The organism is Rhodococcoides kyotonense (assembly GCF_900188125.1).
Classification (GTDB): Bacteria; Actinomycetota; Actinomycetes; order Mycobacteriales; family Mycobacteriaceae; genus Rhodococcoides; species Rhodococcoides kyotonense.
This window is the reverse complement of the sequence record NZ_FZOW01000019.1, coordinates 93,009-100,034: the sequence shown is the minus strand read 5'-3', so window position 1 is coordinate 100,034 and position 7,026 is coordinate 93,009. Positions and strand designations below refer to the sequence as shown.

Sequence of the window (7,026 nt, the reverse complement as noted above, 5' to 3'; positions counted from 1 at the left end):
CCTGTGCCGCTACCACCACTCCCTCAAAACCATGGGCGCCTGGCATCCGACCATGCTCGCCGGCGCCATCGAATACTGGCAATCGAACTCCGGCACCACCGCAGTCACACTCCCCGGAAACACCATCGGGACAACCGACCTCACCGGCCACACACTCGCCCCACACATCCCACGCAAACGCCGACCCAAACACACCACCGAAACAGCCGACCAGATACCCACCGATCAGAAACCCGCCGATCAGAAAACCACCGACGAGAACAACACCGACGAGAAACCCACCGACACCGCGCAGACCGATACCGAACAGAAAGACAACGAGACGAAGACAGCAGACACCGCGTCGACCACAACCACCGCCACCGCGACGACCACCAAGCCACGCCCCACACCCACCACATGCTGGAGCTTGAAACTGTCACCCAGCGAAAGGGCAGACGCCGATGACCCTGCACCCTACTGAGCAGGCCGGTATCCGTACCGCAGGCGAAGTGGATGCCGACGCAACGAACGGCCGGACCGTCGACCGTCGACCGTCGTAGCGAAATCCCTCGCGGCGAAACCAGACGCGGCGAAACCAGACGCGGCGAAATCAGATTCGGCGAAATCCGTTGTCGCCGTGTGGCTTCGGTGCGTGACGCGTCAGTGCGGGCGATCGCCGATCAACCGCTCGCGCAGGGCCGCGCGGTCGAGTTTCCCAGGCCCGCGTACGGGCAACGTGTCGACCAGATACAACTCCCGGGGAGCCGCGGTGGAATCCAAGGTCTGCTCGACGTGCTCTCGCAACGATTCCAACGTCACCGGCCCCGACGCGACGACGGCAGCCACGACCCGTTCGCCGAGTCGCTCGTCGGGCAACCCGAGGACCGCGCATTCGCGCACGAGCGGGTGCGTCACCAACGCAGCCTCGACGACCTGCGGCACCACCGTCAGCCCGCCCGTCGAGATGGCTTCGTCGAGCCTGCCCTGGATGGCGAGAACGCCGTCGGACACGATGCCCGCGTCGTCGGTGCGAAACCACCCCGGCTCGGCGAACGCAGGATGATCCGGCATGCCGCGGTAGCCGAGTGCCACCGTCGAACCCCCGAGCACGACGCGTCCTGCGTCGATGCGGATCGTGACCCCGTCCAGCGGCACACCGTCGTAGACGCAGCCACCCGCTGTCTCGCTCATGCCGTAGGTGCGGACCAACGTGATACCAGCGGCAACGGCCTTCTCGCGCAACGGAACCGGAGTCGCAGCGCCACCGAGCAACACCGCATCGAACGACGCGAGTGCCTCCGTTGCGGCAGGGTCGTCGAGCACCTTCACCAGCTGTGTCGGAACCAAGGAGGTGTACCGACGGCCCGACATGCGGCCGACCGCAGCAACCAACCGAGAGGGATCGAAACCATTCGTGACGTCGAGGATCACCGGATCGGTTCCGGCGAGGACGCTGCGCAACAGCACCTGCATACCGGCGATGTGGTGGGCAGGCAACGCCAGCAACCACGAACCCGGGCCGCCCAACCGCGTGTACGTCGCGGTCCCGCTGGCACGCAGAGCCGACGCCGACAGCATCGCGCCCTTCGGCGTTCCCGTCGTACCGGACGTAGCAACGACGAGGGCGGCCGCGTCGTCGATCTCGGTGCCCGGCGCGAGTGCGTCGCGCAGTCGCGCAGTTTCACGCAGATCCGAGGAAGGCACCGGAAGCACCGCGGGGGAGTCACCGTCCAGAACCGAGCGAAGCCGCGGCAGGATATCTGCCACGGCTTCACCGGTCGGAATCTTCAATTCTTCGAGCACATCTCGAGTTTAGAGCGCGAATGGATCCGCGAGCGGCCACCCTCCGGACGCGAGCCGCGCCCGCACGCGAGAGATGTCCTCCTCGCGCGGCATCTCGTTGGTCACCTTCGTGATCGTCACTGCGATACCGGCCTTGTCGGTGGGTATCTGCCCGTCCGCGATGAGCGCATCCATCACGGCCTGGACCTCGTCGTCGGACAGTCGTCGCGCGAGGAGAGCGAACAGCGGAACGTAGTCCGAGTCCGGCACTCCTTCCGGGTAGCCGACGCGAAGCCACCCGAGAATCGACGAGAGGAACTGGGGTACTGCCATCTATTTCAGTGACGTCGGATCTGCGAGGGGCCATCCACCTGCCGCGAGCCGAGCAGAGACACGGGTGATGTCGTCCTGGGTCGGTTCGTGGTCGACGAGTTCACGAATGAACGTCGTGATCTCGTCGTTGGTGATGGCACCGTCCTCGAGGGCACCGCCGACGGGGGAGACGAGGTTGAGCACGATCTCGTGTACCTGCGAATCGGTCAGTTCTGCACGACGCAGCAGCGCGACGAGCGGAAAGCGATCCTTGGGCGGGACGCCCTCCGGGTATCCGGCGCGCAGCCATTGGAGTACGGAAGTAGGGAACGTGGTGGTCTCGGTCATGATGGTGGCCCTCTGTGGGTAAGGAGTGCGACGGGCTAGAAGACGGAGATTCCGAACGTGCTGTCGAGGAAGTCCTTCATGATAAAGAGAATTCCGGACACGATCGCGAGGACGACCACGGCGAAGCACAGAACAGCGGCTGCGGTGGCCACTGCGGGCCGTGCCGTGGTGACAGTGCTGCCGTCGTCGCGGGCTTCACCGACGGCGAGCGCCCTGAGCCCGAACGCGAAGATGGCGGGAAGACCTGCACCGAGCAGGAGTCCGACGAGGACGACCTGCCACAACGAGTCGAGCGTGTGCGTGAGGGTTTCCATTGTCCGCTTTCCTAGACCGTGGTGGGGGACTTCTCGTCGGCCGGGATGAGGCCGCCGTCCCACTCTTCGTTGACGTTGTTCGGGTCGATCGGCTGACGACGCGAGCGGATGTACATCAGGGCTGCCAGTGCGACGAGGATCGCGAAGACGACCAGGATGCCCGGCAGTCCGCCGACGATGTGTGCGAGGTACCAGCAGACCGCGCCGACGATGCCGGCCGACGGCAGCGTGATGACCCAGGCGACAGCCATGCGTCCGGCGACGCCCCAGCGCACGGCAGCGCCCGGCTTGCCGAGGCCCGAACCGAGGATCGAGCCCGTTGCGACCTGCGTCGTCGACAGCGGGAGCCCGAGGTGGCTGGAGGTGAGAATGATTGCAGCCGAGGAAGATTCGGCTGCCATGCCCTGAGGTGACGCGATCTCGACGAGCCCCTTGCCGAGGGTGCGGATGACGCGCCAGCCGCCGAGGTAGGTGCCGAGCGCAATGGCAAGAGCACACGTGACCTTCACCCACAGAGGCATCTCGGAATCGGGGGTGACGGTGCCGTAGGCGACGAGTGCCAGGAAGATGACGCCCATCGTCTTCTGCGCGTCGTTGGTGCCGTGAGCGAGCGAGACCAGCGACGCCGATCCGATCTGGCCCCAACGGAATCCGCGTTCCTTCGACTTCTCCGGAACGGCATTGGTGATGCGGTAGATGCCCCACGTGCCGACGGTGGCGACCAGGCCTGCGACGACCGGTGCGAGCACGGCGGGAAGAACGATCTTGCTCCAGACGCCGTCCCAGACGACGCCCGACGTGCCGAGCCCGGCGATGGTCGCGCCGATCAGGCCGCCGAACAGGGCGTGCGAGCTGCTGGATGGAATGCCGAGAAGCCACGTCGCGAGGTTCCAGAGAATACCGCCGACGAGGCCGGCGAAGATGATCGTCAGGAGGTCCTGACCTCCGGTGTCGCCCAGGTTGACGATGCCCTTCGCGACGGTGGCGGCTACCTCTACGGACAGGAATGCGCCGACCAGATTCAGGACGGCGGACAAGGTGACCGCAACCTTGGGCTTCAATGCGCCTGTTGCGATCGACGTCGCCATGGCGTTGGCGGTGTCGTGGAAACCGTTGGTGAAGTCGAAGGCGAGTGCCGTGACGACAACGACCAGAAGTACGAGGAATTCTGCGCTCACGACTGAAAGTGTGCGGCCTCGCGATCCAGATTCGATAATTTCGTTCGAAGTGTTCTTCTTGGGTTCCTGGAAGACCCTGTGCGTTCACCTTCTGTTCAACTAATTGCCTTATATGTCCGAATTGTCGGCGGCCCCCGTCACAGCCGTCGAAGTTTGTGTGTCGGTCTTCTGTGGGACAGTGAAAACATGGATTACGACGCGGCCCCGGGCGGCGAGCGACCCGGCGGCGGGCACGGTGTGGACGAGGCCGTCGCCGCTGCGTTGTCGTACCTCGATTCCGTCGATCCGGCCACCGCTGCCGATGCTCGGACCGGTTGGGAAGGGCTGAGTCTCGTCTCGCCGGTGGCGGGCCCGACTCAGAACTCGCTGCAGACATTTCTTTGGTTGCACCTGCGGGTGCTCAGTGAGGACTTCGACCGTGCGTGGGACATCGCGCAGGCGCTCGCCGACCTTCTCGACCGACTCGGTCACGGGCGCTATGCGGACATCGCGCGGAGCTCACGTACTCACGAACTCCTGGTCGCTCCCGACGACGAGACATGGCATCGGCGCTACGGTGAGGCCGTCGCGGATTCGGGCATCGGTGCCGAGGACACCGAGCTCGTGTCGTGGCAGGACGCACCGGAGGGGGCGGAACGCGCGATCGTCGAACTCATCGGTGAGACTCTCGAAGTGGCAACCGTCGCAGGCGAATTCGCGCCGAAGCGTCTGGGCGGTCCGCCTCTGCGGCCGTCGACTCTTGCAATGAGGCGACGCGGAATCACCGACTCGGTACTGCGGTCCGAGCGCGCGGGCGGTGTGCTGCTCGAGCAACTTCTCGACCATCGGATCGTGCTGTGGACTCAGTACAGTCCGCCGCGCGCCGAGCTGTACCGGGATCTGGCCGGGCAGTTACACGACTCCGCCGAGCCGGCGTACGGGTGTGTGCGGAAAGTCGAGGGTCTGCTCGCGGCCGTCGGCGACGGCGTCACGACCGCCGAATCCGCTGGTCTGCTGCAACGACTCGGGCTCGTCAGGAAACATCGTGGTCGTCTCGTGCCCACCGCTCGAGCCCGCGACATCAGTGCCGATCGAATGTGGACCACACTCGTCGGCAAGCTGATCGGCACCGAATACCACCCCGACGCCGTCGCAGCCGAGGTCGTGTTGGCCGAAGTCGCGCGCGGCACTCGGCCGCACGGCACGGCGATGTTGACCACCGCTCTGTTGCGCGCCGAGGGATGGACTCACGACGCCGCCGCGGACGAGCTTCTCGACGACCTCACCGCCGTCGGCGCATTCTCTCGCGACGGAGAACCGTCGCCGGACGGCATTCGATTGGCCGCGGCCGTGCTCCGACACCGTTTGCTCCACACCCGGCTTGATGGCTGTGTGATCCCGCCTCACGGCTAAGCTTGCACCGGTGCGTCCCGCCGGGGCCGGTAGGAACGTCGTTGGGAGGTTCGGATGGAGCACGACGCCGTCGAACCCAATCGGCGCTCGCAGGCTCGACGTCAGAGCGACTCGGCTCGTCGATACCTCGATCTCGAAGCCACCACTCCCGCCCTGCGCGCGACCGTCGAGCTGGCAGCACGCACCGTCGGATTCGCGATCGCACAGCTGAACGTGCTCGACGAGAAGACTCAGTACACGCTGGTGAACATCGGCGGACCGCCCGTGTCCACGGTCGATCGGTCCACGACTCTGTGCGACGACGTCGTCCGCAGCGAGAAACCTGCCGTCGTCTCCCGCACACGCGTCGACGCCACGGTGCGACAACGCAACATCCTCGACGAAGTCGGCGTCGCGGCATACGCGTCGGTACCGCTGAGGGGCCGCGAAGGTCTGGTGATCGGCACGCTGTGTCTGCTCGATCGGATGCCCCGCGAATTCGGCGACGGCCAGTTCCAGGAGCTGGAGCAGTTCGCGTCGATACTCGAGGAACAGCTCGATCTGCATCGACGCGTCGGATCCAGCCCGACACGACTCGACAGCGACTACGACCTCGCCGGCGCGCTGGACGCAGGACAGATGGTGCCGTGGTTTCAGCCCATCGTCGACATGCGCACCGACGAGACGGTCGGCTTCGAGGCGCTGGCACGCTGGCACCATCCCACCCGAGGTCTGGTGTCGCCCGCGGATTTCGTGCCGTTCGCGGAATCGACCGAGCTGATCATCGACGTCGACCTCGAAGTGATGAGGCAGTCGGTCGCAGAAGCCGAGGCGTGGCACACGGTGCGACCGGATCTGAGACTCAGTGTCAACCTGTCCGGTCGCCACCTGAAACACCCTGATGCCGTCGCACAACTGCAGGCCGCGGTCGCAGCGTCGTCGGTGTCCCCCTCGATGATCTCGCTCGAATTGACCGAAACGACATCGGTGTCCGACGGGCCGCTGATCCGCCGCCACATCGACGACGTCCACGCGCTCGGATTCAGGGTTCTGCTCGACGACTTCGGATCCGGCTGGTCCTCGCTCGAACGTCTCGTGACACTGGAGCCCGACGGCATCAAGATCGACGGCCAGCTGACCAGATACATCGACACCGAACGTGGTCGTGCGCTACTGCGCGCGTTGTCGGCCGTCGCGCAGGATCTCGGAATCTCGATGATCATCGAAGGGGTCGAAACGCGGGAGCAGGCGCAGATCGCACTCGACCTCGGTTGTACTCTGGCACAAGGGTTTCTGTGGTCGAGGCCGAAATCCGCCAGTGCCGTCAAACGAAGCCTCGGACTCGATCAATCACCACGGACGTCGCGTCGCAGCGGATGATCCGGCGGAATCTCGACGAGCACGATCGGAACGCCGTCGGGATCGCGTAACCACATCTCGATCAGCCCCCACGATTCCTGCTTAGGATCCCGCTCGATGACGACGCCGCGCTCGCGCAACTCGGTCGCGGTCGATTCGATGTCACGAACCTGGAGCCACAGGGCACCGTCGAACGTGCTCGGTGACGCGGACCCGCCGTGGGCTGCGATCTCGATGAGGCTCTGCCCGGCGAAGAACACGGTCCCGGCGCCGTACTCGCGGTGCACGGCAAGCCCGAGGCTGTCGCGGTAGAACGCGAGAGTGCGGTCGTAGTCGGCGGGGCGCAGAATCGTTCGACCGCTCAGAATCTCCACAGCACA

General features: G+C 65.4%; 8 protein-coding genes and 1 pseudogene. 3 read left to right on the top strand and 6 right to left on the bottom strand.

Annotated elements, in window-relative coordinates; all coding sequences use genetic code 11:
* Nucleotides 1-463, top strand: a pseudogene (locus CHB96_RS30235) (hypothetical protein); the annotation flags it as partial.
* A 179-nt stretch (nt 464-642) separates the two neighbouring features.
* Here the strand turns inward: CHB96_RS30235 and menE are convergent.
* The 5 genes from menE to CHB96_RS24760 are packed head-to-tail and all read right to left on the bottom strand — an operon-like array spanning nt 643 to nt 3,916.
* Nucleotides 643-1,785, bottom strand: a complete 1,143-nt coding sequence (gene menE, locus CHB96_RS24780; protein ID WP_089251313.1) for an o-succinylbenzoate--CoA ligase — start codon at nt 1,783-1,785, stop codon at nt 643-645.
* A 9-nt stretch (nt 1,786-1,794) separates the two neighbouring features.
* On the bottom strand, nt 1,795-2,097 hold the full coding sequence (locus tag CHB96_RS24775) for a DUF3349 domain-containing protein (protein WP_089251311.1): 303 nt from the start codon (nt 2,095-2,097) through the stop codon (nt 1,795-1,797).
* Nucleotides 2,098-2,424, bottom strand: a complete 327-nt coding sequence (locus CHB96_RS24770) for a DUF3349 domain-containing protein (RefSeq protein ID WP_089251309.1) — start codon at nt 2,422-2,424, stop codon at nt 2,098-2,100.
* A gap of 35 nt (nt 2,425-2,459) precedes the next feature.
* The gene (locus CHB96_RS24765; RefSeq protein ID WP_089251307.1) at nt 2,460-2,738 is read right to left on the bottom strand and encodes a hypothetical protein; all 279 of its coding nucleotides are present in this window, start codon (nt 2,736-2,738) and stop codon (nt 2,460-2,462) included.
* Nucleotides 2,739-2,749: 11 nt separating this feature from the next.
* A complete protein-coding gene (locus CHB96_RS24760; RefSeq protein WP_089251305.1) occupies nt 2,750-3,916 on the bottom strand; it encodes an inorganic phosphate transporter in 1,167 nt (388 codons plus the stop codon).
* A gap of 186 nt (nt 3,917-4,102) precedes the next feature.
* Here CHB96_RS24760 and CHB96_RS24755 point away from each other — a divergent pair, with 186 nt between their 5' ends.
* Nucleotides 4,103-5,308, top strand: coding sequence for a hypothetical protein (locus tag CHB96_RS24755; RefSeq protein WP_089251303.1), 1,206 nt, complete (start codon nt 4,103-4,105; stop codon nt 5,306-5,308).
* Nucleotides 5,309-5,362: 54 nt separating this feature from the next.
* Complete coding sequence (locus CHB96_RS24750; protein ID WP_089251301.1) at nt 5,363-6,667, top strand: sensor domain-containing phosphodiesterase; 1,305 nt, start codon at nt 5,363-5,365, stop codon at nt 6,665-6,667.
* Here CHB96_RS24750 and CHB96_RS24745 read toward each other — a convergent pair.
* A complete protein-coding gene (locus CHB96_RS24745; protein ID WP_089251299.1) occupies nt 6,634-7,020 on the bottom strand; it encodes a VOC family protein in 387 nt (128 codons plus the stop codon). The two genes, CHB96_RS24750 and CHB96_RS24745, sit on opposite strands and share 34 nt — an antisense overlap.
* Nucleotides 7,021-7,026: the final 6 nt, after the last annotated feature.

Excerpts from the sequence above, each read along its gene's own strand:
- CHB96_RS24775 (WP_089251311.1), bottom strand. The coding sequence starts at position 2,097 with ATGGCAGTACCCCAGTTCCTCTCGTCGATTCTCGGGTGGCTTCGCGTC.
- CHB96_RS24770 (WP_089251309.1), bottom strand. The coding sequence starts at position 2,424 with ATGACCGAGACCACCACGTTCCCTACTTCCGTACTCCAATGGCTGCGC.
- CHB96_RS24765 (WP_089251307.1), bottom strand. The coding sequence starts at position 2,738 with ATGGAAACCCTCACGCACACGCTCGACTCGTTGTGGCAGGTCGTCCTC.
- CHB96_RS24755 (WP_089251303.1), top strand. The coding sequence starts at position 4,103 with ATGGATTACGACGCGGCCCCGGGCGGCGAGCGACCCGGCGGCGGGCAC.
- CHB96_RS24750 (WP_089251301.1), top strand. The coding sequence starts at position 5,363 with ATGGAGCACGACGCCGTCGAACCCAATCGGCGCTCGCAGGCTCGACGT.